This window comes from Flavobacterium sp. CG_23.5, assembly GCF_017875765.1.
Classification (GTDB): Bacteria; Bacteroidota; Bacteroidia; order Flavobacteriales; family Flavobacteriaceae; genus Flavobacterium.
The window spans coordinates 2,566,701-2,591,621 of record NZ_JAGGNA010000001.1; the positions used below are offsets into that span (position 1 = coordinate 2,566,701).

Annotated in this window: 25 protein-coding genes; 4 read left to right on the forward strand and 21 right to left on the reverse strand. The window is 34.7% G+C overall.

The window, feature by feature from the left end; all coding sequences use genetic code 11:
• Positions 1-172: 172 nt before the first annotated feature.
• The 7 genes from H4V97_RS11050 to H4V97_RS11080 form a co-directional block, all read right to left on the reverse strand.
• Complete coding sequence (locus tag H4V97_RS11050) at positions 173-1,447, reverse strand: MFS transporter (protein ID WP_209549729.1); 1,275 nt, start codon at positions 1,445-1,447, stop codon at positions 173-175.
• Between the two features lie 15 nt (positions 1,448-1,462).
• Entirely contained in the window at positions 1,463-3,160 is a 1,698-nt protein-coding gene (recJ, locus tag H4V97_RS11055; RefSeq protein WP_209549730.1) for a single-stranded-DNA-specific exonuclease RecJ, read from the reverse strand.
• A gap of 153 nt (positions 3,161-3,313) precedes the next feature.
• A complete protein-coding gene (locus H4V97_RS11060; RefSeq protein ID WP_209549731.1) occupies positions 3,314-4,504 on the reverse strand; it encodes an ATP-binding protein in 1,191 nt (396 codons plus the stop codon).
• 121 nt (positions 4,505-4,625) lie between these two features.
• Entirely contained in the window at positions 4,626-4,973 is a 348-nt protein-coding gene (locus H4V97_RS11065) for a HopJ type III effector protein (protein WP_209549732.1), read from the reverse strand.
• Between the two features lie 16 nt (positions 4,974-4,989).
• Positions 4,990-6,045, reverse strand: coding sequence for a flavin monoamine oxidase family protein (locus H4V97_RS11070; RefSeq protein ID WP_209549733.1), 1,056 nt, complete (start codon positions 6,043-6,045; stop codon positions 4,990-4,992).
• Positions 6,046-6,048: 3 nt separating this feature from the next.
• Positions 6,049-6,762, reverse strand: a complete 714-nt coding sequence (rsmI, locus tag H4V97_RS11075; protein WP_209549734.1) for a 16S rRNA (cytidine(1402)-2'-O)-methyltransferase — start codon at positions 6,760-6,762, stop codon at positions 6,049-6,051.
• Between the two features lie 82 nt (positions 6,763-6,844).
• Positions 6,845-7,858, reverse strand: coding sequence for a hypothetical protein (locus tag H4V97_RS11080; protein ID WP_209549735.1), 1,014 nt, complete (start codon positions 7,856-7,858; stop codon positions 6,845-6,847).
• Positions 7,859-7,960: 102 nt separating this feature from the next.
• Here H4V97_RS11080 and H4V97_RS11085 point away from each other — a divergent pair, with 102 nt between their 5' ends.
• Positions 7,961-8,551, forward strand: a complete 591-nt coding sequence (locus H4V97_RS11085; protein ID WP_209549736.1) for a thymidine kinase — start codon at positions 7,961-7,963, stop codon at positions 8,549-8,551.
• 250 nt (positions 8,552-8,801) lie between these two features.
• On the opposite strand, the gene rpoN is transcribed toward H4V97_RS11085, so the two are convergent.
• Both rpoN and asnS read right to left on the reverse strand, forming a co-directional pair.
• Complete coding sequence (rpoN, locus tag H4V97_RS11090; protein ID WP_209549737.1) at positions 8,802-10,268, reverse strand: RNA polymerase factor sigma-54; 1,467 nt, start codon at positions 10,266-10,268, stop codon at positions 8,802-8,804.
• Between the two features lie 83 nt (positions 10,269-10,351).
• The gene (asnS, locus tag H4V97_RS11095) at positions 10,352-11,788 is read right to left on the reverse strand and encodes an asparagine--tRNA ligase (protein ID WP_131908195.1); all 1,437 of its coding nucleotides are present in this window, start codon (positions 11,786-11,788) and stop codon (positions 10,352-10,354) included.
• 369 nt (positions 11,789-12,157) lie between these two features.
• Here asnS and H4V97_RS11100 point away from each other — a divergent pair, with 369 nt between their 5' ends.
• On the forward strand, positions 12,158-12,934 hold the full coding sequence (locus H4V97_RS11100) for a TlpA family protein disulfide reductase (RefSeq protein WP_209549738.1): 777 nt from the start codon (positions 12,158-12,160) through the stop codon (positions 12,932-12,934).
• A gap of 27 nt (positions 12,935-12,961) precedes the next feature.
• Here H4V97_RS11100 and H4V97_RS11105 read toward each other — a convergent pair whose 3' ends face one another.
• Together H4V97_RS11105 and H4V97_RS11110 are read right to left on the reverse strand one after the other, a co-directional pair.
• Positions 12,962-13,249 (reverse strand): hypothetical protein, encoded by a 288-nt coding sequence (locus H4V97_RS11105; protein WP_209549739.1) that lies wholly within the window; start codon positions 13,247-13,249, stop codon positions 12,962-12,964.
• A gap of 15 nt (positions 13,250-13,264) precedes the next feature.
• Positions 13,265-15,637 (reverse strand): efflux RND transporter permease subunit, encoded by a 2,373-nt coding sequence (locus H4V97_RS11110; RefSeq protein WP_209549740.1) that lies wholly within the window; start codon positions 15,635-15,637, stop codon positions 13,265-13,267.
• A 195-nt stretch (positions 15,638-15,832) separates the two neighbouring features.
• On the opposite strand from H4V97_RS11110, the gene H4V97_RS11115 reads away from it, so the two are divergent.
• Positions 15,833-18,103 (forward strand): cation:proton antiporter, encoded by a 2,271-nt coding sequence (locus H4V97_RS11115; RefSeq protein ID WP_209549741.1) that lies wholly within the window; start codon positions 15,833-15,835, stop codon positions 18,101-18,103.
• Between the two features lie 80 nt (positions 18,104-18,183).
• Here the strand turns inward: H4V97_RS11115 and frr are convergent, their stop codons facing one another.
• The 3 genes from frr to H4V97_RS11130 all read right to left on the reverse strand — a co-directional run bounded on the left by frr (position 18,184) and on the right by H4V97_RS11130 (position 20,372).
• The gene (frr, locus tag H4V97_RS11120) at positions 18,184-18,747 is read right to left on the reverse strand and encodes a ribosome recycling factor (RefSeq protein WP_196851202.1); all 564 of its coding nucleotides are present in this window, start codon (positions 18,745-18,747) and stop codon (positions 18,184-18,186) included.
• A 70-nt stretch (positions 18,748-18,817) separates the two neighbouring features.
• Positions 18,818-19,525: a UMP kinase gene (gene pyrH, locus H4V97_RS11125; RefSeq protein ID WP_196851201.1), complete on the reverse strand. Its 708-nt coding sequence runs from the start codon at positions 19,523-19,525 to the stop codon at positions 18,818-18,820.
• 67 nt (positions 19,526-19,592) lie between these two features.
• Positions 19,593-20,372: a patatin-like phospholipase family protein gene (locus H4V97_RS11130; protein ID WP_196851259.1), complete on the reverse strand. Its 780-nt coding sequence runs from the start codon at positions 20,370-20,372 to the stop codon at positions 19,593-19,595.
• 105 nt (positions 20,373-20,477) lie between these two features.
• On the opposite strand from H4V97_RS11130, the gene H4V97_RS11135 reads away from it, so the two are divergent.
• Complete coding sequence (locus H4V97_RS11135) at positions 20,478-21,083, forward strand: thioredoxin family protein (RefSeq protein ID WP_209549742.1); 606 nt, start codon at positions 20,478-20,480, stop codon at positions 21,081-21,083.
• On the opposite strand, the gene H4V97_RS11140 is transcribed toward H4V97_RS11135, so the two are convergent.
• The 7 genes from H4V97_RS11140 to H4V97_RS11170 all read right to left on the reverse strand — a co-directional run bounded on the left by H4V97_RS11140 (position 21,080) and on the right by H4V97_RS11170 (position 24,847).
• Positions 21,080-21,415, reverse strand: a complete 336-nt coding sequence (locus H4V97_RS11140) for a type II toxin-antitoxin system RelE/ParE family toxin (protein WP_209549743.1) — start codon at positions 21,413-21,415, stop codon at positions 21,080-21,082. The genes H4V97_RS11135 and H4V97_RS11140 overlap by 4 nt on opposite strands.
• Entirely contained in the window at positions 21,391-21,555 is a 165-nt protein-coding gene (locus tag H4V97_RS11145) for a hypothetical protein (RefSeq protein WP_209549744.1), read from the reverse strand. Before H4V97_RS11145 ends, H4V97_RS11140 begins: the two co-directional genes overlap by 25 nt.
• A gap of 79 nt (positions 21,556-21,634) precedes the next feature.
• A complete protein-coding gene (locus tag H4V97_RS11150; RefSeq protein WP_245345228.1) occupies positions 21,635-21,988 on the reverse strand; it encodes a hypothetical protein in 354 nt (117 codons plus the stop codon).
• Between the two features lie 181 nt (positions 21,989-22,169).
• Positions 22,170-22,868 (reverse strand): tRNA pseudouridine(55) synthase TruB, encoded by a 699-nt coding sequence (truB, locus tag H4V97_RS11155; RefSeq protein WP_209549745.1) that lies wholly within the window; start codon positions 22,866-22,868, stop codon positions 22,170-22,172.
• Positions 22,868-23,668: an undecaprenyl-diphosphate phosphatase gene (locus tag H4V97_RS11160; RefSeq protein WP_209549746.1), complete on the reverse strand. Its 801-nt coding sequence runs from the start codon at positions 23,666-23,668 to the stop codon at positions 22,868-22,870. The genes truB and H4V97_RS11160 overlap by 1 nt, the downstream gene beginning before the upstream one ends.
• Positions 23,669-23,911, reverse strand: coding sequence for a DUF3098 domain-containing protein (locus H4V97_RS11165; protein WP_196851196.1), 243 nt, complete (start codon positions 23,909-23,911; stop codon positions 23,669-23,671).
• A 60-nt stretch (positions 23,912-23,971) separates the two neighbouring features.
• Complete coding sequence (locus tag H4V97_RS11170) at positions 23,972-24,847, reverse strand: cell division protein FtsX (protein ID WP_209549747.1); 876 nt, start codon at positions 24,845-24,847, stop codon at positions 23,972-23,974.
• Between the last annotated feature and the right edge of the window lie 74 nt (positions 24,848-24,921).

Here is a 24,921-nt window from a genome sequence, read left to right on the forward strand (position 1 = left end):
CATTTGGGCGCATCCCGCCGAAAAAGGCGGGTCGGGCTTTACGCTACAATCTTTGTGGGTCTCGTTAAAAAACGGACCCACAAAGGATTTCCACTGCAATCCCTTGCGCAACGCCCCGCTGTAAATCACATTTATTTTAATCCAGAGTCGAGTGGTGTAATGCAAAATAGATTTATTCCTTGTGATTTTCGTGTTCGTCAATGTCTTTTTGCAAATCCAGTTTTCTAAATGTTGGCGATATTGCTCCAGTAATAAGTACGGTTATAAGTGTCATTGTTCCCCCAAAAACCACTGACGTTACCGTTCCCATTAATTTTGCGGTCAATCCGCTTTCAAAAGCACCCAACTCATTTGAAGAACCCACAAATATAGAATTCACTGCCGAAACCCTGCCTCGCATATGATCGGGAGTTTTCAATTGTAAAATAGTTTGGCGTATCACCACTGAAACGCCATCGACAACCCCACTTAAAAATAATGCGGCAACAGATAACCAAAAGATGGTCGAAACTCCAAAGACGATAATACAAATTCCAAAGGCAAAAATCGCTGATAAAAGCTTTATTCCCGCATTTTTATTGAAGGGAATATAAGCTGAAACAATCAATATCAAAAAAGATCCAACAGCTGGAGCAGCTCTTAAAACGCCAAATCCTTCGGGTCCCACTTTTAAAATATCCTGTGCAAATATGGGTAAAAGAGACACAGCACCACCAAAAAGAACGGCTATCATGTCGAGCGATAAAGCACTTAAGATGGTTTTATTTTGGAAAACAAATTTCACCCCTTCTTTCAAACTGTCCATAATGGGTTCTCCAATTTTAGGATTCAAAATAGGTTTAGTAGGTATTTGGGATAAAGCAAGTAAAGCAAAAATAGAACACGCAAATACAGAACACATCGACCAGTGAACCCCAATCCAAGTGATAGAAAAACCAGCCACCGCGGGTCCTAGAACGGAACCAATTTGCCAAACGGTACTACTCCATGTAGCGGCATTAGGATATAAATTTTTAGGAACAATTAATGACAAAAGTGAAAATATGGTTGGTCCTAGGAACGATCTTACGATTCCTCCTAAAAACACTAAAAAGTAAATACCATATAAAACCATTTTGGTAGAAAAATCACTTATGAATGTTGGCCATGTCAGTAAAAACAACCCAAAACTGATCACCGAAAACCCCAAAATACATTTGAGAAGTAATCCTTTTTTTTCTTTTTGATCGACAATATGTCCTGCAAACAAAGCCATTGCAATCGCCGGAATTATCTCCATTAAACCAATAATTCCTAGTGAAAGCGGATCTTTGGTTAAGCTATATACTTGCCATTCAATAATAATAAATTGCATGGACCAAGCAAAAACCATAGCGAAACGTAATATTAAAAAGATATTGAATTCTTTATAACGCAAGGCTGCATAAGGGTCGTTTTTCTTCTTCATCTAATGGGTAATCTATTATTTTATATCTCTTAATCTTAATTGTAAACTAATTTTTCCGTTCCATTCGTTTTCATCAATGCAATATACGGCATCGAATGTTTTTTGATTGGTAGTCAAATCGAATTTGTTTCCTAAACCAAAGCCAATTGTTGCCATGCCTCCGATGTCGAAGCTTTGGGGTTGTTTTAAAAATAGTTTTAAATGTTCCTCTTCTTGTCCCATTGGTTTTCCGTATCCCGTATCTTTTACATTTTTTGTCAAAAAAACCGGAGTCATATTTTGAGGTCCAAAAGGCTCAAACTGTTTGAGAATCCGAGTTAATTTTGGAGTAATATCAGCAAAATTAATTTCGGCATCGACTGCAATTTCTGGAATTAGCATATCGGGATGTATGGTTTTTTCCACTTCTTTTTCAAAAGCCTCTTTGAATAGTAAATAATTTTCTTCCTTCAAAGTCATTCCAGCTGCATACATGTGTCCTCCAAATTGCTCCAAATGTTCCGAACACGCTTCCAATGCATTGTACACATCAAAACCTTTAACAGACCTTGCGGATGCTGCATATTTATCGCCACTTTTGGTAAAAACCAGTGTTGGACGATAATAAGTTTCTATAAGTCTTGAAGCTACAATTCCAATCACGCCTTTGTGCCAATCCTCTTGAAAAACTACGGAGGTAAATCGTTCTTTTTCCTCATTGTCATGGATTTGCAGCAGCGCTTCTTTGGTAATTAATTTGTCTAAATCTTTTCGCTCCGAATTATAAGACTCGATTTCGGAGGCAAATTGTTGGGCTTGTTCAAAATCGAATTCGGTTAATAATTCTACTGCGTGATTGCCGTGTTTGATGCGTCCAGCAGCATTTATTCTTGGAGCTATAATAAAAACGACATCGGTAATGTCTAAAGTTTGTTTTTTTATTTGGTGAATCAAAGCCTTGATTCCGGGTCTGGGTTCAGAGTTGATGACTTGCAAACCAAAATAGGCGAGAACGCGATTTTCACCAGTCATCGGAACAATATCGGCAGCAATGGCAGCAGCAACTAAATCCAAATAAGGAATTAAATCCTCAATGGTTTGGTTTCTATTTTTGGCTAAAGCCTGAATCAATTTAAAACCAATTCCGCAACCGCATAATTCATCATATGGATAAGTACAATCGTCTCGTTTTGGATCGAGAACCGCAATGGCATCGGGTAAGAATTCGCCAGGTCTATGGTGGTCACAAATGATAAAATCGATGTTTCTCTCTTTGGCGTAATCCACATGATCGATGGATTTTATACCGCAATCTAAAGCAATTATCAATGAAAATTCATTGTCATCGGCAAAATCAATTCCTTTAAAAGAAATGCCGTAACCTTCGTCATAACGATCTGGAATATAAGTCGCCACATTGGGATAATACGTTCTAAAATACGAAGAAACGAGAGAAACTGCCGTCGTTCCATCGACATCATAATCGCCAAAAACGAGAATATTCTCCTGTTTTGAAATGGCTTTTTCTATTCGTTCAACTGCTTTGTCCATATCTTTCATCAGATAAGGATCGTGCAAGTGGTCTAAAGAGGGGCGAAAAAAGGCTTTAGCTTCTTCGAATGTTTCAATACCGCGTTGCACTAATAAGGTCGCCACAAAATCTTCTACATTCAAGGCTTTCGCCAAATGATTGATTTTTTCTTCGGAAGGTTTTGGTTTGATGGTCCAGCGCATATTTTTTCGAATTTGAGATTGCTATAAAGCGGGTTTTTTGTATAACCATTAAGAAATTAAGATTCATTACCCCTTAATTTTCTTAATTTCTTAATGGTTTAATTTTTTTTAAAGTCTAAAATTTAAAGCGTTTGTCTTGCTGTTTATATGAAATTAATACAAAAAGCCAAAAAGCCAAACTGGAATAATATTCCCAATTCCAATTTCAATATTGTCTTTAGCAATATAACTATTTTTGACGTTATGAATTTGTACTTGTGTTTTGTTTTTTCCTCCAATTTCAAAAGTATATTTTTCATCAATTAAAAAATCACCCTGATCTGCCAAGTGAATTACTGCTAGATTTTTGAATTGATTTACAAAAAAAGTTTCTCTCAAATTACCCACATTAGTATTTCCTTTTGCCAAAGCGTACATCAAATTGGTGTTGTTCAGAAATAGTTTTTCAGGTTTTGTCAATACGCCAATTCCTTTAGTCGGACGGTACAATTCGTTTACTAATCCCGCTCTTTCCAATTGTTTTATGGCTTGAATCAATACCGCTCTCGAAGCTCCGATTCTTTCGCTCAATTTCGTGATGTTCGGCGTAAAAGGAGCGCTCGTTGCAATGGCAAATAATAGTTTTTTGAGTTTAATAATCAAATCGTAACTGATGTGATCTACCGCATTTATATCCACTTCAATTATTAAATTAATAGTGTTTATTAATTTCTGGTGATACAATTTGATGTTCTCCTTATAATAAGGATACGCTCCAAACTCAAGATATTTCAAAAATAACGGAATCGGTTTTATTTGCTGCAAAAGCGAATTGGCAATTTCAGTATGATTTTCTAATAAATCTTCTAAGGTGTGCGATTTTAAATCGAGTCCGGTTTCGAAAACAATAAATTCTCTAAAAGACATTTCTTTCAAATCATAAGTCACGGCTCGTCTGCTCAAATCAGATTCAGATTTGTATATTTCCAACATCGAAGAGGAGGTGAATATCACTTTTAATTCGGGAAGATCATCATAGATCAATTTTAATTCTCTCGACCAATTCGGATATTTATGAACCTCGTCTAACAACAAATGGGTTCCTCCAATTTTAGAAAAATCCTTAGCCAAACTAATTAATGTATTTTCAATAAAAAACAAATGGTCAAGACTAACAAACAAACTGGTTTTTAAATTCAAATATTTTTTGATGTACTGCAACAACATGGTAGTTTTGCCGGAACCTCTCGCTCCTTTTACGGCAATTAATTGGTTGTTCCAGTCGATTTCGTCAATCAAATACCGCTGAAATTCTAATGATGTTCGGCTTATTTTTTGTTGAAATTCTAATAATAGATTTTCCATTTTGGCTGTTTTAGATAACAAATGTATTAAAAAATTGTTATCTACACATAACGATTTTATATTTTTTTGTTATCTGTACGTAACGATTTTTGAAATAATTGTTTGTTTTGAATAACAATTTTTAGACTTTCAAAACCAAAGCATCTCCATAAAATGCAATTCCATCGTAACCGGTTTTCATAAAATTACGAATGTTTTGATGATCAGTTCCATTTGGATTTTTCAATACATCATCATAATAATAAGCTCCAAAGCAAGCTAAAGTGGCAGCTTCTGATAAGTTTTGGATTTCTGCGAAAGCGAACAATTTACAAGAACCAGAGTTTTCGCCAGCTGCATTATGCTGCAATCCATTTTCGAAAGCCGTTTCGGTAAAATCAAAATTTGCTTCGATTACCGCAATGGTTTCTGCAAATGTAATCGCTTCAGGAGTTTTATTTAATTTTTCTAAAAAGGATGTAATATTCATAAAAAAAATTTTTATTTTATTGAAATTTTGAAACTATAGTTTTAGCAGCAACAATTGCTCCATCCATATAACCTGGATTTTCAGAAGCCGTTTCTGAACCTGAAATATATAGTTTTTCGTTTAATAATGCGTTTTTATAGAGGGCATGACCATTGTTTTGATGTCCCATCACAAGAGTTTCGTAAGGATAGAAGACTAACGGATCATCCCGCCAAACTTTCTCGTGGTATCCTACATAATCTGCAGCCGCGGGACCAAAGCCTTTTATTAGTTGAGCGATAACTTTTGCTTTCCGATCTTCTTTAGAAAGTATATTAGTACCACCATTCAGAAAGCCTTTTAACGCAAAACCAGTAGTATCGTAAGTGGAGTGGTCGTACATTTCATTAATGATGCCGACTTGACTAAATAAAGTTCCAGAAAAACCATTTTCTCTCCAAAATGGGTTAGCATATTCGACAGCAAATTTTATAGATTCTCCCATCCAAGTATGTGTTTCTTTTCCTAATTGTATAAATGATTCAGGTAAATTAGGCTCAAATTGGATGGTTTGTACCAATAGATTCGGGGGCAATGTGGATATTACTTTAGATGCTAAAAAACAGTTGCCAATAGAATCAGTTAGTTCTAATTGATTGCCTATTTCTTTTATCGAAATCACTTTAGTTTGAGTCTTGATGTTCTGTAAACCCACTTGCGAAACTAATTTTTCAATTAATATCTTTGTTCCACCAACAATACGATAAGAGGGTTCTTCAGAATCTGGAATTTCAAATTTTTGCGGAGGCACAAAAGACATGGTTTCGAACAAAGAAATGCCTTGCGTGTACTGTTTGAAATACTCCAATTTTAATTCATCGAGCAATTGGATTAAGTGTGGATGTTGTCTTCCAAACCACGTGGCGCCCATTTCCATGGTTGCGCCATGTGAGCCGATGATTGTTTCTATTCGTCCACCAATGCTGTCATTCGCTTCTAATACTACGAATTCAATCCCTTTTTTTTGCAAAAAATAAGCAGTTGCTAAACCAGTTAGTCCGGCACCGATGATTACAATGTTTGGTTTGCTCATTTTTTACTCTTCTTCCGAAAATTTATTCTTTTTCGGCTCTTTGATTATTGTTTTTCCGCCTACAACTACCACGATTTCTCCTCTTGGTGCTATTTTTTCGAAATGAGTCAAAACTTCTCTTACTGTTCCTCGAACATTTTCTTCATATAGTTTTGATAATTCTCTACACACGCAAATGGGTCTGTCTTCACCGAAATAAGTGATAAATTCGACTAAGGTTTTCAATAATTTATGGGGAGAAACATATAAAATCATAGTTCGCGTTTCTTCGGCTAAAGCTAAAAAACGAGTTTGTTTCCCTTTTTTATCAGGCAAGAATCCTTCGAAAACAAATTTATCATTGGGTAAACCGCTGTTGACTAATGCCGGAACAAATGCCGTGGCTCCTGGCAAACATTCTACTTCCACGCCATTTTCGACACAAGCTCTAGTCAATAAAAAGCCGGGGTCAGATATTGCAGGAGTTCCCGCATCCGAAATCAGGGCGATGTTTTCTCCGGCCTTCAATCGGGAGATTAAATTCTCTACCGTTTTGTGTTCGTTGTGCATATGATGGCTATACATGTGTGTGCAAATGTCGAAATGCTTTAGTAATTTACCACTCGTTCGAGTGTCTTCGGCGAGAATCAAATCGACTTCTTTAAGAATTCGAATGGCTCGAAACGTCATATCTTCGAGATTGCCAATTGGCGTAGGAACTATATATAATTTTGACATAAAATTTAAACTCGAATTTAAAACTAAAAGTGTATTTCAAAAAGTAACAAAAAGGATTGCTAATTGTTGTAAAGTTGATTTTTTAAAGGAATTTTTTCTCTATAATATCCATAAAACGTTCTTCATAATCTTCTTTTCCTTTCCAGTTGTTGTAATCTGGTTTTACCATATCCTGAATAAAATCTCGGGTTTCATAGAATGTATCAAACGTAATTAATTGATTTAAAACACGGTTGTAATCCTCGCTGCTATTACCAAAAAGGTGTTTTGTAAAGGCAATACGATCATTCAAATCTATATTGATTCCTTTCGCTAACTTCTCGTTTAAAGAAACAATTTTTGGTTCAGCATTTTCAGGTTTTTCTTCAAGTATATTTTCCGGTTTTTTCTCCTCCGACTCAACCTCTGTAGGGGTTTCAATTACTACCGCAGTTGGGATATTTTCAATTTGTTGTACTTTTACAAATTGAGTGTCGTGATAATTTCCACCTAATAAATCTTCGAAAGAAATTTGAATTGCTTCATTTTTCTTTGGGGCTTCGATTTTGGCTTCATTTTCTTTAATTTCTTCTTCTAATTCGAAAGATGGAAGGAATGGTGGAATTTGAGGTTCTGTTTTTTCTTCCGGATGGATTTCTCCATCAGTAACCATTTCTTGAATTTCTTCAAAATCATTTAAAGGCGTTTCAATAACTTCTTCTTCTTCCTCTTCTTCCTCTTTTTCGTCCTCTTTTTCTTCAGAAATTATTTCGTCAACAACTATGTTAGTTGTAGGTTGTAATATTCCAGTAATTTCTGAAGCTTGTTCTACAGGTGTTTCAATAATAACCTCTTCCGCTACTTCGTCGATTACTACCTGCGTATCAGGTCGTGCCGTTTCCTGTTGATCAAAAGCTTGTTCTATTTTTTTCTCCATTTCAAGAGTACCAATAGTAGGTTTTACATCGCCAAAATGCTCCTCTACAAATCGTAAGACAGAAAGTTTTTCATATAATTTCTGCGTTTCCAAATATAATTGATTGATGTCAGATTTATTTTTTAGCTGTAATATTCTGTGCGCAATGCTGATTAAATCGGCTTCCAATTTTTTTTTCATAACTTTTGAGATTATAGTGAGTAGGGCAGGTCTTTTTTAATAAATTTGTTACCGTTACAAAGTAATAAAAACTATTCATTTTTAAAGGTAGAAAAATACAAAATGTTTCTCGAAAATACAGTAAATCATAAAGAACAATTTGGTTGGATCGAAGTCATTTGCGGATCCATGTTTTCGGGTAAAACCGAGGAACTCATTCGTCGCTTGAAAAGAGCGCAATTTGCCAAACAAAAAGTGGAGATTTTTAAACCAGCTATAGATACGCGCTACCATAACGAAATGGTAGTATCCCATGATGCCAATGAAATTAGGTCTACGCCAGTTCCAGCCGCAGCCAACATAGCGATTTTAGCGCAAGGCTGTGATGTGGTAGGGATTGATGAAGCACAGTTTTTTGATGACGAAATCGTGAAAATTTGTAACGATCTTGCTAATCAAGGGATTCGTGTAATTGTTGCCGGATTGGATATGGATTTCAAAGGCAATCCTTTTGGTCCGATGCCAGCATTAATGGCAACTGCTGAATATGTGACCAAAGTTCACGCCGTATGCACCCGCACCGGAAATCTGGCTAATTACAGTTTCCGTAAAACCGATAATGATAAACTGGTCATGTTAGGCGAAACCGAAGAATACGAACCTTTGAGTCGTGCGGCATATTACCACGCAATGAAAAAAGATCAGGAGAAGTAATCCTCTCCCTAACCCTCTCCAAAGGAGAGGGAACCGGAACTGGATTGAAATATAAAAGTATTTAAAAGATAAAACCCTTTCAGAATTCAAAATTCTGAAAGGGTTCTTCATTTTATAGAAACATTATTTTTTGGATTGCTTTAGACAAAAACTGCACAATAAATATATAATCCATAATCCATAATCCATAAAGTTTTATTTATCAACACTAAATCTCAAATCGTTAATCAGCAATCTAAAATCAACAATGCTACATTTTCTTTCTCATTCTCGCAACAGGAATATCCAGTTGTTCTCTGTATTTTGCAATGGTTCTTCTTGCGATTGGATAGCCTTTTTCTTTTAGGATTTCAGCCAGTTGATCGTCCGGAAGTGGCTTTTTCTTGTCTTCCTCTTCAATAGTATTCTGAAGAATTTTTTTGATTTCCAATGTGGAGACATCTTCTCCCTGATCGTTTTTCATGGATTCCGAGAAGAATTCTTTTATCAGTTTTGTGCCATAGGGCGTTTCCACGTATTTACTATTCGCCACACGAGAAACCGTCGAAATGTCAAGACCCACCATATCAGCAATGTCTTTTAGAATCATGGGTTTCAATTTGGTTTCATCTCCATCAAGGAAATATTCTTCCTGATAATGCATAATCGCATTCATGGTTACAAAAAGCGTTTCTTGACGTTGACGTATGGCATCGATAAACCATTTGGCCGAGTCCAGTTTTTGTTTGATAAATTGTACCGCGTCTTTTTGCTGCGCTGATTTATCTCTGGAATCCTTGTAGGTTTGCATCATTTCCTGGTAATCTTTAGACACGTGCAAGGAAGGAGCATTTCTTCCGTTTAAAGTCAATTCCAGTTCGCCGTCCACAATTCTGATGGCAAAATCAGGAACTACATTTTCGGTAATTTTATTGTTTCCTGTAAAAGCACCACCCGGTTTCGGATTTAGTTTTTCGATTTCATGAATGGCTTTTTTAAGTTGCTCATTCGAAACATTATATTTTTGGATTAGTTTGTCGTAATGTTTTTTAGTAAAAGCGTCAAACTGATTTTCGATAATATCAGTGGCTAGTTCCACGTATTCTGTTGGAGTTTTATGCTTTAATTGCAATAATAAACATTCCTGCAAATCCCGCGCTCCCACACCTGATGGTTCTAGTTCATGAATAACTTGTAACATCTTTTCCACCATTTTCTCATCAGTATAAATACCTTGAGTAAAGGCCATATCGTCTACCATATCAGGAACACTGCGACGGATATAACCCATGTCATCAATACTTCCCACTAGGAATTCGGCAATTTCACGCTCTTCGTCATTCAATATAAAGGTGTTCAACTGATTGATTAAATCTTGGTGAAAACTTACAGGAGCTGCAAAAGGTGTTTCGCGATCATCGTCGTCGTCACTGTAATTGTTCGCTTGTGTTTTGTAATCGGGAGTTTCGTCGTTACTTAAATATTCGTCTATGTTTATGTCTTCGGCATCAATTCGCTCTGATTCGGCATCATCATAATCATCGTAATCTTCGTTTTCGAACTCGTCTTTCTCGTATTCATCCTCTTCCTTTCCAGTTTCCAAGGCTGGATTTTCGTTCATTTCTTCTAATAAACGTTGTTCAAAAGCTTGCGTAGGCAATTGAATTAACTTCATCAACTGTATTTGCTGTGGAGATAATTTCTGGGATAATTTTAAATTTAAGAATTGCTTTAGCATTTTTATTGTTTAAAAGTTTAAGGTTTAAAGTTTAAGGTTGCAGAACGTTCAACAACTTTAAACTTTAAACCTGAAACAAATTTTTAAAATTCTGCATTCATTGGCGTTCTAGGAAAAGGAATTACGTCACGTATGTTTGTCATTCCAGTCACAAAAAGAACCAATCTTTCGAATCCAAGTCCAAAACCAGAGTGAACTGCTGAACCAAATCTTCGTGTGTCTAAATACCACCACAATTCTTCTTCATCAATTCCTAAGGCTTTCATTTTTTCGACCAAAACATCAAAACGTTCCTCTCTTTGTGAACCTCCTACGATTTCTCCAATTCCAGGGAACAAGATATCCATCGCGCGAACTGTTTTTCCGTCTTCGTTCAAACGCATGTAAAATGCTTTGATATTTGCCGGGTAATCAAACAAGATTACCGGACATTTAAAGTGTTTTTCTACCAAGTAACGTTCGTGCTCACTTTGTAAATCAGCACCCCATTCGTTAATGATATAGTTGAATTTTTTCTTTTTATTTGGTGTACATTCTCTCAAAATGTCAATTGCTTCGGTGTACGAAACACGTTTGAAATTATTTTCCAAAACAAAGTTTAATTTGTCAAGTAAAGCCATTTCGCTTCTTTCAGCAACCGGTTTAGATTTTTCTTCGTCTAATAAACGTGTTTCTAAGAATTTCAAATCCTCAGGACATTTGTCCAAGGTGTATTTAATCACGTACTGAATAAAGTCTTCAGCCAAATCCATATTGTCATTCAAATCATTGAAAGCAACTTCCGGCTCAATCATCCAGAATTCCGCAAGGTGACGCGACGTATTTGAGTTTTCGGCTCTAAATGTTGGTCCAAAAGTATAAATCTGTCCCAAAGCCATTGCAAAAGTTTCTCCTTCTAGTTGTCCCGAAACGGTAAGGTTCGTCTCTTTCCCGAAGAAATCTTCTTTATAATTCACTTTTCCGTCTTCGGTTCTTGGCGTTCCGTCAAATGGCAAAGCAGTAACTTTAAACATTTCACCGGCACCTTCAGCATCAGATCCCGTGATGATTGGCGTATTGACATACACAAAACCTTTTTCCTGAAAATAGCTGTGAACTGCATACGATAATACCGAGCGGACTCTCATAATTGCACCAAACATATTGGTACGAACTCTTAAATGCGCATTTTCACGCAAGAAATCAAGACTTGGTTTGTTCTTTGGTTGTATCGGGAATTTCTCCGCATCCGAATCTCCAAGGATTTCCAGTTTAGCAACCTGAATTTCAAATTTCTGTCCAGCACCTTTACTTTCTACCAACGTTCCGGTAACGGATATCGCTGCACCAGTCGTAATTCTCTTCAAGGTTTCGTCTGGCGTGTTCTCAAAATCGACAACACATTGTATATTATCAATGGTCGAACCATCGTTTAAGGCAATAAATTGATTGTTTCTAAAAGTTCTCACCCATCCTTTTGCATTTACTTCATGAAGCGTCGTGGTACTGTTTAGTAAGTCTTTAACTTTTGTATGTCTCATTTTATGTATAGAGTTGATATTAAAAATTGTCTTGTAACCGAAATGCAAATATAAATGATTTGTTTGTAATTGTCATAGTGAGAAATGATGTAATCAGGAGCTATTTCCCGCTATTCGCTATATCTTTTACTTTTTGCAGCAAAAAGTAAAAGGATACCGCTGCTATCGGGGCTAAGTACATAGAAACAATTGGGTTTTTTCGGTGTAGATTACTGAAAATTCCATAACATTTGTAATTGAAAGACCAAATAATGAGATGCGTTGTCTTTCAATTTATAGGGCCACAAAGCAATCAATTTCTGAGAATATACAAATGCTAGTTGCTATTTTTAATAAAAATCACCTAAATTAGTTGCTTATCTATTTCTAATGAAAAAAATAATTTATATCCTCGCTTTTTTTGTACTATTTATATCCTGTTCGGGTCAAACCAAATTAGGAAAGCCAGAGGTAAATCCTGTTGAGATTCAAAAAAAGTTTATGGATTGGTGGACGTACCAATATAACAACATCATGCTATCTATCGATTTTGTACCATTGGATTCTAATTCAAAAGAAATTACTAAAGAGGCTTTCCTGCAAGCGTTAAGTGATGGAAATTATATTCCAATTCGTTTAAAATCAGACAAGAATGTTTTTTATTACAAACTTTTTAAGATTGAGCCAACTTCAGACACAAGTATAAAAGCTACAATTTCTGAAGCTGCGTTCAACGAGAAGCAAAACCTTAAGAAAGAAGGGAAGCCATTTCCAAAATTTTCATTTAAAGATTTAAACGGTAATTTAATTACAAATGAAAACCTTAAAGGAAAAATTGTTGTCATAAAATGTTGGTATATACATTGCACAGCTTGCATTAAAGAATTTCCCGAAGTCAATAATTTAGTTAAAAAATATAAAGATAGAAAAGACGTGATTTTTATAAGTTTAGCAGAAGATACACCGGAACAATTAATGTTATTTTTAGAAAAAAAACCGCTTTCTTATTCGGTTGTTCCTGATATGAAAACCTACATGAATTTGACCTTACAACTCAATGCATTTCCGACGCATTTTATTATTAATAAAGAAGGTACAATTGCTAAAGTTCTATCAGATTATAAAAGTTTAGAAGTTGCTTTGAAGAAGGTTAGTAAAAAACAGTAATTTCCTCAGGTAGAGAAAGCATCCCGCTTAATTGATGTCAATTTCTATAATGGTGTGGTCAGCATAGCCATAAATTTTTATCAGAAGATTTAAATGCGACATGATTAGCGATGGATTCTTTGTTCTTACTGTTTTGTTTGGAATAAAAGGAAAACTTGAACTAGCTGAGTAGCGCATTGAACTTCGTTTGTAATGAAAATTCTTTCGTAATAAAAAAAATCCAGCATTTGAAAAGCTGGATTTTGTATTTGTAAAGATTGCAATTTCGTCTTTAGAACAAGAGAGAAAATAGCTCGAGATTGCTTCGTTTCTCATAACGACAATTAAAAATTAAGCGTCAACGTCTGTCTCAATAAGATCTTCTTTTTTGGCTTTTTTCTTTTCAAAAGTCAACACCAATGCAGGTAAAACCAGTAGATTAGCAAACATAGCAAATAACAAGGTGCAAGAAATTAATCCGCCCAATGCAATCGTTCCACTGAAGCTCGAAAGCGTGAAAGTTGCAAATCCTAAAATCAAAACCACAGAAGTGTAAAAAGTACTGATACCGGTTTCTCTCAATGCGCTAAAAACTGATTTTTTTACTTTTCCGTTGTTTTGAATTAAATCCAAACGGTATTTTGCCATAAACTGAATGGCATTATCCACCGAAATACCAAAAGCGATGCTGAACACTAAAATCGTAGAGGGCTTCAACGGAATCCCGAAATAACCCATCAATCCAGACGTAATACAAAGCGGTAAAATATTGGTAATTACGGATGCGAGTACCATTTTTCCGGATCTAAATAAATAAAACATTAATCCAGCAATTAGCAAAATGGCAAAAATAAGCGATTCGATAAGGTTATTTATCAGGTAAGATGTCCCTTTCTGGAAAACTAGTGCTTTTCCGGTAAGTGTTACTTCATAACGGTCTTTTGGGAATATTTTGTCAATTTTTTGATGCAATTTCTTTTCGACAACTGCCATTTCTTTGGTGCCAATGTCTTTCATGAAAGTGGTGATTCTGGCGTATTGTCCCGTAGAATCCACATAGCTTTTCATCAAATTTTCTTTAGTATTTTTAGTGGCATTTTTGGCGTACGAAAGAATGAATGTTTGCTCTTGCGAAGTCGGTAATTCGTAATATTCAGGATTTCCGTTGTAATACGCTTGTTTGGAGTATTTAACCAAATTCACAATCGAAATAGGTTTCGACAATTCTGGAATTCCTGAAATCGTCTTTTGCAATTCATCCATTTTTTTCATTGTGGACAATTTCATAACGCCTTTTTTATGTTTGGTGTTAATCATAATTTCCAAAGGCATGACTCCATTGAATTCTTTTTCGAAGAAAATAATATCTTTAAAGAAAGAAGCAGTTTTAGGCATTTCGCCAATCAAACTTCCTGAAACTTTCATCTGTGAAACCCCAATTACGCTAAATACCAGTAACAAAGCATAAATGATATAAATTGTTTTTCGTTTGTATTTCACGATATTTTCAACCCTATCCAATAAAGTTGAAATGTAATTTTTATTTAAATGGTATAAATGTTTTTCCTTTGGCAACGGCATAAAACTGTAAAAAATAGGCACAACCACAAGAGTAAGCAGATAAACGGAAATAACGTTGATTGAGGTTACTAATCCAAATTCGAAAAGTAAATCGTTTCCGGTAATCATAAATGTTGCGAAACCTGCTGCCGTTGTTAAATTGGTCATCAATGTAGAAACCCCAATTTTAGAAATCACACGTTGCAAAGCTTTGGCCTGATTGTGGTGAATTTTTATCTCCTGCTGGTATTTATTGATAAGGAAAATACAGTTGGTTATCCCAATGACAATAATCAAAGGCGGAATAATTGCAGTAAGAATAGTGATTTTGTAATGGAATAATCCGAGTGTTCCAAAAGACCACATTACTCCAAAAAGTAAAATACAAATCGAAATAAATGTAGCGCGAAACGAACGGAAGAAAAGGAAGAAAATCAAGGAAGTGATGAACAAAGCTGCACCAATAAATAGTCCTATTTCGCCTTTCATATTCTCGGCATTTATGGTTCTAATGTAAGGCATACCCGAAACGCGAAGATCTATACCGGTCGTTTTCTCGAATTTTTCAATTTTTGGAACAAGATTCTCAAGAATAAATGTTTTTCGGCCGGCAGTATTAACGATTTTTTTATTTAAATAAACCGCTGAACGAATACTTCCGGATTGTTTATTGAACAACAGACCTTCGTAAAAAGGTAGGTTATTGAAAAGTTCGTTTTTTATTTTCTGTAAATAAGATGGATCTACAGTCTGTTTTTGGTCAATAAGTGGAACTAATTCAAATTTTTCTTTGGTTTCATTTTTTTGTAATTTTTTTAAATCATTCAAAGAAACCACCAGTTCCACTTCTTTTGAATTCTTTAAGCCGGTCATTAATTCATTCCAGGCAGCAAAAGCTTTTGGAGTAAAAAAGGCGTTGTCTTTGAAACCAATTACAATAAGATTGCCTTCTTCTCCAAATTTGCTTAAGAAATCTTCATATTGTTGATTTACGATGTGTTTTTTTGGAAGTAAATTGGCTTCAGTGTACGTCATCCCTAGGTTTTTCCATTGAAGTGCCAGAAAAACGGTTATTGCAAGAATAACTCCAAGTATGACTATTCTGTTTGTAAGTACAATTCGGGCAATCATTTCCCAAAAACCAACTTTTAATTTCTTTTTCATAAATGTATTAAAGTGGATACAAATGTAATCAAAACAGATTAAACCATAAAGATAACTACCTATGTATTGGAGATGCTATTAGGAAAACACAGTGTTTTTTATTTTACAATATCATAATTTTGTGCGATATAAATTATACATTTGATTTTCTGATCTTTGTTTTATTATGAAGAGAAAGTATATCTGCAGACATTTATGAAAAAGTATAAAAATACATTATTTTATTTTGGTGTAACCGGTGGATTCACTGCTTTAATGTATTGGATTATAAGAAAAGGAAAGCACTTAGAAGTAGGCAAAAAAATTGCAGTATCCAGAATTGAAAATGGTTCCTGGAATGATTTTTTAGCTTCGATGGAGCAAAGTTTGCATGATCCATTGGCGATACTTCTAGCCCAGATTATAACGATAATACTTGTAGCTCGTTTTTTTGGATGGGTTTTTAAAAAAATTGGACAACCGTCGGTTATAGGTGAAATTATTGCAGGAATTGTTCTTGGACCCTCCTTATTGGGAATTTATTTTCCTGAATTTTCAGCTGCTTTATTTCCAGTAGAATCTTTAGGAAACTTGAAATTTTTGAGCCAAATAGGTTTGATACTTTTTATGTTCGTCATAGGTATGGAACTTGATTTGAAAGTGTTAAAGAATAAGGCGAACGAAGCTGTAGTGATAAGTCATGCCAGTATTGTAATTCCTTTTGCACTGGGTATTGGTTTAGCGTATTTTGTTTACAATAGATTTGCTCCTGAGGGTGTTAAATTTCTTTCTTTCAGTTTGTTTATGGGAATCGCCATGAGTATAACTGCTTTTCCGGTTTTGGCAAGAATAGTCCAAGAAAGAGGAATCCATAAAACCAGACTTGGAGCCATAGTAATTACTTGTGCCGCCGCCGATGATATTACGGCTTGGTGTATCCTTGCGGTGGTAATTGCGATTGTAAAAGCGGGAACTTTTGTCAGCTCCTTATATATTATTATGCTAGCGGTGATCTATGTTGTTGCCATGCTGTTTATTGTGAAGCCTTTTTTGAAAAGAATTGGTGATTTATATGGTTCTAAAGACAGTATCATAAAACCAGTCGTGGCAATCTTTTTTCTGGTGCTTATACTTTCGTCTTACGCAACTGAAGTTATAGGAATTCATGCCTTATTTGGAGCTTTTATGGCAGGTGCGATTATGCCCGATGTTCCTAAATTCAGAACCATATTCATCGAAAAAGTAGAGGATGTTTCCGTCATACTTTTATTGCCTTTGTTTTTTGTTTTCACGGGTTTAAAAACAGAAATTGGACTAATCAACGATCCATATTTATGGAAAGTTACCGGGTTTATTATTTTGGTAGCTGTTGTTGGTAAATTTCTTGGAAGCGCTTTGGCGGCTAAATTCGTAGGGCAGAACTGGCGAGATAGCTTCACTATTGGTGCCTTGATGAACACTAGAGGATTAATGGAATTAATTGTATTGAACATAGGATTAGAACTTAAAGTTTTGACTCCAGAAGTTTTTACGATGATGGTTATTATGGCCTTGGTGACGACTTTTATGACCGGTCCGGCTTTAGATTTGATCAATTATATTTTCAAAACTAAGGATAGCAGTGATGCCTTGGAAGCATCCCAGCACAATAAATATCGAATATTAATTTCTTTTGGAAATAATGAAAAAGGAAAGTCACTCTTGCGATTGGCAAATAGTTTTATAAAAAAACAAAAAGAATCCTCCAGTATTACAGTTATGCATTTGTCATTAAGTGATGAAATGCACCAATTCAATATGGAAGACAAAGAAAAAAATAGTTTTTACCCTATTGTTGAAGAATCACAACTGCTGAATCAAGACATTACCACTATTTTTAAAGCTACCATGGACATTGAAACTGAGATTGCAGATGTTGCTAATCAAGGAGATTATGACTTGTTGTTAATAGGTCTTGGAAAATCAATTTTTGAAGGAACTATACTTGGAAAAGTAATTGGTTTTACCACAAGGATTATCAATCCGGATCGTTTAATTGATAAATTTACCGGAAAAGAAGGACTTTTTGAAAATTCCCCATTTGATGAAAGAACAAGGCAGATTATTGCCAAAACTAAAATGCCTTTGGGGATTTTGATTGACAAAGATTTGCAAAATGTAAACCAAGTTTTTATTCCCATTTTTAGTCCTGAAGATTCATTCTTGATTGATTACGTGCAAAAATTAATTTATAATAACGATTCAAAAATCATGATTTTGGATGTAAATGGAATTGTCAATACCAATTTTGTGATGGAAAGTGCTATAAATTCATTAAAACAAAAATACCCTAATAATATAGGTTTAATAAAAGAAGAAAATGTCAAAAAGGAATTTTTAGACAAGCAGAATTTAATGCTAATTAGTCTCGAAAGCTGGAAAGCCTTAGTCGATTCGAGAAGTGATTGGTTAAGTGAAGTTCCGTCAGTTTTGATTTTAAAGCACTAATTTAAAACAATATTTTGTTACAAATGAAAATCCGTCCCATTATTAAATGAGACGGATTTTTTTATGGATTTATTACAAGCTTAAACCTTCATGATTTCAGCTTCTTTCGAAACTAAAAGTTCATCTATTTTCCTAATGAAAGTATTAGTTAGACTTTGAACTTCTTCTTCGGCATCTTTACAGATATCTTCGGATGTTCCTTCTTTTTCCAATTTTTTAATATCGGTATTGGCATCTTTACGAGAATTTCTTATACCTACTTTTGCATCTTCGGCTTCTACTTTTGCCTGTTTTGCAAGATCACGTCTTCTTTCTTCGGTTAATGGCGGAACGCTTATGATTATTAAATCACCATTGTTCATTGGATTAAAACCAATGTTCGCTACCATAATTGCTTTCTCAATATGATGCAACATGTTTTTTTCAAAAGGTTGCAATGTAATAGTTCGGGCATCCGGAACACTAATTTTCGAAACTTGTGAAAGCGGGGTTGCTGAACCATAATAATCAACAAAAACACTTCCTAGCATTGCCGGTGATGCTTTTCCTGCACGAATGTTCAAGAATTCTTTTTCTAAATGGGCAATAGTGCCAGTCATTGATTCTTTAGTACTATCTAATATAAATTCAATTTCTTCGGTCATAATTTCTTAGTATTCAGTGTTCGGTATTCAGTTTCAGTTTTAATTCTAGCTGAAAACTGCTTTCTTGTTTTTATATATTTACTACGGTTCCTATATTTTCTCCTTCACAGATTTTCAATAAATTCCCTACTTTATTCATGTCAAAAACTACTATTGGCAGTTTGTTTTCCTGACTCAAAGTGAATGCGGTAGTATCCATTACGTTTAATCCTTTTTTTAGAACGTCATCAAATGAAATAAAATCAAATTTCACAGCAGAGGCATTTTTCTCAGGATCACAGTCATATACACCATCAACTCGAGTTCCTTTTAGTATCACATCAGCATCTATTTCCACACCACGCAAAACGGCAGCAGTATCTGTAGTAAAATATGGATTTCCTGTTCCTGCACCAAAAATTACGATTCTTCCTTTTTCAAGATGACGAACGGCTCTTCTTTTAATATAAGGTTCAGCAATGGATTCCATTTTCAAGGCTGTTTGTAAACGGGTTTTCATTCCTTTGTCTTCAAGCGCTCCTTGTAAAGCCATACCATTGATGACCGTCGCTAACATTCCCATATAATCACCTTGAACTCTGTCCATTCCTGCACTTGCTCCGGCAACTCCTCTAAAAATATTTCCGCCACCTATCACAATGGCTATTTCTACTCCTTTTTCATGGATTTGGTTGATTTCATCGGCATATTCAGCTAATCTTTTTGGGTCAATTCCGTATTGCAAGTCGCCCATTAAGGCTTCCCCACTTAGTTTTAGAAGAATTCTTTTGTATTTCATGTTGTGTTGAGTTGATTGGTGCAAATATAGACATATTCTGTTTTTTTAAAATAGTGTTGCCTAAATTTTATAAATTAAGTTTTTCGTAGGATTTTTTGGCGGCTTCATAGCCAATATTAAAAACAGCATCCATCTTAATTTTATTAGTTTCGAATGTGCTGTAAAGAGATAAAGCCTTTGGTTCTATTACCCAATCACAATTATTGAACTTGTGCATATTTGAATTTGCCGAAAGGATATCAAAAGCTCGGGTCGTGACAGCTTTAATGGAATTTAAATCTTTTGCTTCGATTTTTTGAATTGGACTAACGTAAACACCAATTAAAGTGTCGCAATGACCTTGTAAAATATCTGTTGGGAAATGATTTAAAATGCCCCCATCGCTATATAATTCCCCTTTAATCTCATAGGGTGACATAATCCCAGGAAATGCTGAAGAGGCGAGAACAGCATCAATAATTTTAGTATGGGGGCCAAATACCTTTAGTTTCCCTCTTACCATATTAGTTGCTGTTATTTGTACTGGGATTTTTAATTCTTCCAATGTAGCATCTTTAAAAATAGAGTAGAAATAACTTTTGAAGGATTCGGAATCAATTAATCCTGCTTTCTTGAAAGTAAGGTGTTTCCAATGGAAAAGATAGATCGATTTAAAAAATTCCAGGATTTCTTCAGGCGTTTTTCCCCAAGCATACATGGCGCCAACAATTGATCCGGCACTAGTCCCAGCTATTCGAGCCGGACGAATGTTTTGTTCTTCTAAAAATTTAATTGCTCCAGCATGCGCCAACCCCTTAGAGCCTCCGCCCGAAAGTATCAGTCCAATTGATTTTGTTTTTAAATCCATTTTCTTTATTTGTGATAAAAATACTCTTTTTGTCCATTTGAAAGTGATATATGTCATATTTAAACCCCATTTTTATGGTAACTTTGTGAAAATAAATTTCCAATTATGAAAGTCCAAATAGCTAAAGCATTATTTAATAGTCATTCGTACGCAGAATATAGAAAACTAGTTTCCGATTTATTACTTGAAAATAAATCAACAGGTAATGAGCAATCCGAGGATTTGACACTTTACAGTACGCTAAATGAAACCCGAATGAATCGTTTAGATAAAACGATGGATATTACGGACGAAAACGGTTTTAAATTAAAGTCTTTAAAAGGAGAATACATCTGGTTAGTTATTTCCGAAGGATGGTGTGGTGATGCCGCACAAATAATGCCTATTGTCAATAAAATGGCTATAGAATCAGGTAAAATAGAATTGAAAATCGTTTTGCGCGATGAGAATGAAGATCTGATGAATTTGTATTTAACCAATAAAGGAAAAGCAATTCCAATAGTAATCATCATTGATAAAGAAACGGGAAATTTATTGGGACATTGGGGACCAAGACCAAAAGGAGCAGCTGATTTAATCAAAAACTATAAAAAAGAATTTGGAAGTCTTGATGAAAAGGCAAAAACCGATTTGCAATTATGGTATTTGCATGATAAAGGATTAACTACTCAAGAAGAACTAATTAATTTAATGGCTGATTTAGAAAGTTAATCAATTGAAATGTTTTTCGTTTTTCTGATTGTTTTTGGAGATCTACTTCCGTGAAAAGCCCTTAAGACTTCTATTCGTGTAGGTGTAATTCGGTAAATAATGAGATAGGAGCCCAGAATAATATTGCGGTATTTTTTTGTTTTCCTTTCCAGATGGCGGCATTCAGGATGAAGAAGGTAGTTTTTTTCTAAATTTTTAACATCTAATGAAATTTCTTCGTAAAAAAATAAAGCTGCATTTTCACCAAAAGTTCTTTCGCCATATTCATAGATGTCTTGAATATCTTTATAAAAGAAAATTGATTGAACTACTTCTTTCTTTGTAATCTCCATTCTTCAAATTTTAATCTAAATGCATTTTCAGATAAAAACGTTCCCTCTTCGGCTTCTTTAATTAAAGAGGTTAATTTTTTTTGAGACATGGGTTTGCCTGGAGTTGCAAGATTTTTGGGGTTGTCTTCTTTTGTTTTCATAATAGTAAAATTAGTGAAAAGTATTGAAAATGAGTGTCGTTTTTAAAAATTATTCTTGATTTGCAAAGCTAATCTTAACTTAGAAAGTAACTAGAGATAGACCTAAACTTATATTTCCAGAATCTCTTTGATTGTTTATGGGGAAAGAATAATGATTTAATTCGATAAAAAGTATAACATCATCAGAGTTTTGTATACCAAGACTTATTTTTTTGTAATCTCCCATTAAGTCGCCTCGACCCAGAGCTATTGCTTTTCCTAAACCAAGTTGGAGTGTAATTCGGGTATCGTCACCAATATTTGGGCTCAATCTAAAATTAGCAAAAACAGGAACAACAACTAATTTGTCTGTCCATTCCCAGTTAATTCCGGAATGGATTCCTAATCCAATCCATTTTTTGTAATGGATTCCATATCCAATTTTGGTTCCCAAACCATCGGGTAGAAACCAAGAACCTTTTTAATGGGTATATTGATCCTCGACATTTCTATCTGGATTTCCTCTTATAGGGATTGTAACGTCGAATTGTATATAAGTAAATTTTTTGCTTTGAGAAAAAACGGAAAAAGATAAAAACAAAAAAAGGGTAAGGGTTTTCAATGATTTCAAAACACTAGACATTTGCCTCTAAACTATCCTCAAATGCTGTGACATCAATGCCTTCATTCACATCATAATCACCAATTTTTGTTCGACGTAAGACCGTCAAATGAGAGCCCGAATTCATCGCCTTTCCAAAATCAAAAGCTAATGAGCGAATATAAGTTCCTTTGCTGCAAACGACTCTAAAATCGATTTCAGGAAGTGCAATTCTGGTAATTTCAAATTCGTGGATTGTAGTTTTTCTTGACGCAATTTCAATTGTTGCTCCCGCTCTGGCATGCTCGTATAAGCGAACGCCATCTTTTTTTATCGCAGAATAAATAGGTGGTTTTTGATCGATTTCACCCAAAAATTGTGTCACGGTTTCATGAATCAAAGCCTCATCAATATGTTCCGTTGGAAAAGTTTGATCTATTTCGGTTTCTAAATCGTATGAAGGAGTAGTCGATCCTATGAAAAACGTTCCGGTATATTCCTTGGCTTGACCTTGAAGTTCGGTAATTCTTTTGGTAAATTTCCCTGTGCAAACTAATAGCAATCCAGTTGCGAGAGGATCTAAGGTTCCGGCATGGCCAATTTTAAACTTCTTTGGAAGTCCCAGTTTATTAATTAGCGCATATTTTAATTTATTCACCGCCTGAAAGGAAGTCCAATGCAGTGGTTTGTCAATGAGTAAAATTTGTCCTTCTAAGAATTCTTCGGCTGTCATTAAATAATAGTCAAGGGATGAATAAAAAAGTGGATTATCAATAAGATGATACCAGCTGCAATTCGGTAATAACCAAAAAGTTTAAATCCTTTTTTACTTAAAAATTCTATGAATGATTTTATAGCCAATAGTGCCACTATAAACGCAATAACATTTCCAATAATCAGATAGTTGATTTGGTCGTGAGTCAGTACATAACCATCTTTGTAATAATCATAACATTTTTTTGCGGTTGCGCCTAACATCGTTGGCACGGCAAGGAAAAATGAAAATTCTGCTGCAGTTGTTCGAGATAGTTTTTGAGACATTCCGCCTACAATACTGGCGCCACTTCTTGAAACACCTGGAATCATGGCAAGACATTGGAACAAACCAATTTTAAACGCTTGTAGATACGTAATTTCTTTGCTTACTGGCGAAGAAACTTCGGGAACGGCAAACCAATCATCGACTTTTAATAAAATGATTCCTCCAATCAAAAGAGAAACGGCTACCGTAACAGGGCTTTCTAGCAAAGCATCTATTTTTTTGCTGAAAAGCAATCCAAAAACTACCGCTGGAATAAAAGCAACCAATAATTTGAAATAAAAATCAAAGGATTGGAAAAAACGTTTAAAATATAAAACAACCACCGAAAGGATTGCTCCCAATTGAATTACAATGGTAAAAAGCTTGGTAAAATCGTCATGTGCAATGCCAAAAAAAGAAGAGGCAATAATCATATGCCCAGTTGAAGAAACGGGTAAAAATTCCGTAATTCCTTCAATAATGGCAAGAACAATAGCTTGTAATGTATTCATTTAAACTTTTTTTGGATTTTTAAGAATAGCATAAACAGTGATTCCAAAACCAATAAGTACAGTTGTTGGTGCTAATCTAATTCTTCTGAAACTGAAGATGTCTTCACTAAATACATTTGGGTTATCGCTTCCACCACCTGACATGAGTATAAAACCAAGTGCTATGACTCCAATCCCAATTAATAGAATTTTATAATTTACTTTCTCAAAAAGGAATTCGTGGTTTTGTTCGTTATTTTTCATGTTTTATATTCTATTATTTTTTGCATTTATTCACTGAACACTGAGACTGAACAGGGAATACTAGTAAAGGTCGTCTGTTCTCAAATTCAAGAAACGTTGTGTAGCAAAGTAAGTGCTCAACCAAGTAATTAAAATACCAATTCCCAAAACGCCTAATAATACCAAACCAATTAGTGCTTTGTCATCAAGAATGCCAAGATTCGGGAAATTAGTTTGAACATAAATCAAAACACCAATCAACGCAATAATAGCTAAACCAGCGCCCAAAAGACCAAGTTTTAAGCTTCGTATTACAAATGGTTTTCTGATAAATGATTTTGTCGCGCCAACCATTTGCATGGTTTTGATGATAAATCGGTGCGAATGGATTGATAAACGCAATGAACTATTAATTAATAAAACGGCTATAAAGGTCAGAAAAACACTAACGATTAGAATCCACATACTTACTTTTTTAATATTGTCATTGACTAAATTCACTAATTGTTTGTCATAAACGATATCCGAAATCATTGTGTTTTTGCGCAAGCCAGTTTCGATTTTTGCGATACTGTCCTTAACTACATAATCTGCTTTTAGATGAATGTCAAAGGAGTTTTGTAACGGGTTTTCACCAAGGAATTCCAAGAAATCTTCACCAATAATATCTGTATGTTGTTTTGCTGCAGCTTCTTTGGCTACGTAATCGTATGATTTTACAAAACGGCTTGCTTTTAATTCAGTTCCAAAATTTTTCAAAATACTGTCATTAGCTTCATTCTTGAAAAATACGGTCATCGCAATATTTTCTTTGAAATCGTTAGCTAATTTTTTAGAATTTATAATAAAAAACCCAAGTATTCCCAATAGGAATAAGACTAAGAATACACTTAGCACTACTGAAAAATAAGAGGAAATTAACCGGCGTTTTTGAAAATTATCAAAGGAAGAACTCATAGTTTATTGAAATTATTGGGTAAAAATAATAAAGAATTTCTTTATTTAAAGTTAATAACGCTCAAAGTTTTAAC